We start from the raw sequence: 984 nt of genomic DNA on the forward strand, positions 1-984 counted from the left end.
GCGTAAAGCGGCTCTTTTCATTTATAAACTTTTCAGTCCCCACTTCTGAGCTGGCTGCTTAAAGAAGCCTTGTGTTTTTTTTAACTCCACCCAGTGATTGATGTAGTTAATCCAGACTTGGTCGTCTTGTGGTAACAACATGGCGATTGGAGTCGGTCTGCGAGGTGCTTTCACAGGCACAATCGCCAACTGTTTGAACTTGTCCACCAGCGTCGCCGCTTCCACATTGGAAGTCACAGACACGTCCGCTCTGCGAGCCAACAGCTCTTGGAAATCTCGCGCGGGGGCTTCAATCACAATATGCTGCGCCGATGGGAAGAACTCTTTCACCATTTTTTCTTGTACCGTACCTAACGTCGCAGCCACTTTCACATCGGGTTTATTAAAATCCGCCCAATCCGAGAATTTGGCGAGGTCTTTTTTCTGCACCACTGGCACAAACGCCAAGTAGAAATAGGGTTGGCTATAACCAGCCACCTTCGCACGCGACATGTTTAAAGACGCACTGCCAGTGATGTCGTACTTGTTGGCCGTAATGCCATTAACCAGCGTTTTCCAATCGGTGGCAATGTACTCCACTTTGACACCCAAATCTTTAGCAAGCTCGGTTGTGACATCAATATCAAAACCACGGTAACTGTTCGTGGCTGGATCTTTCATTGTCATCGGATTCCAGTCCCCAGTCGTCCCTACTCTCAACACGCCTTTATCCAGAATCTCTTGAAGACGGCTCTGAGCATGAACAACTTGAGTGACCATAAGCAGACATATTCCTAGCGCAAACAAAATCTTTTTCATTTTTATTCCCTTAAAAATAATGACCTTATACGGTTTAATTATTAACCTTTATTACAACCCCATTGATAACATAGCAGTAACAATGGAAGTTTTTTAGTTAATTCAGGGAGTAAATGTGACGTTTCGAACTCTATGGCTGATTTCGCTGCTGTTGTTAACGGGTTGCTCAGATTACCAATGGGGCTG

1 protein-coding gene is annotated in these 984 nt (G+C 45.2%); it reads right to left on the minus strand.

Annotated elements, in window-relative coordinates; genetic code table 11:
• Positions 1–21: 21 nt before the first annotated feature.
• Entirely contained in the window at positions 22–798 is a 777-nt protein-coding gene (locus R7R78_RS24680; RefSeq protein ID WP_225474444.1) for a transporter substrate-binding domain-containing protein, read from the minus strand.
• Positions 799–984: the final 186 nt, after the last annotated feature.

Source organism: Vibrio sp. 2134-1 (genome assembly GCF_033339495.1).

Excerpts from the sequence above, each read along its gene's own strand:
- R7R78_RS24680 (WP_225474444.1), bottom strand. The coding sequence starts at position 798 with ATGAAAAAGATTTTGTTTGCGCTAGGAATATGTCTGCTTATGGTCACT.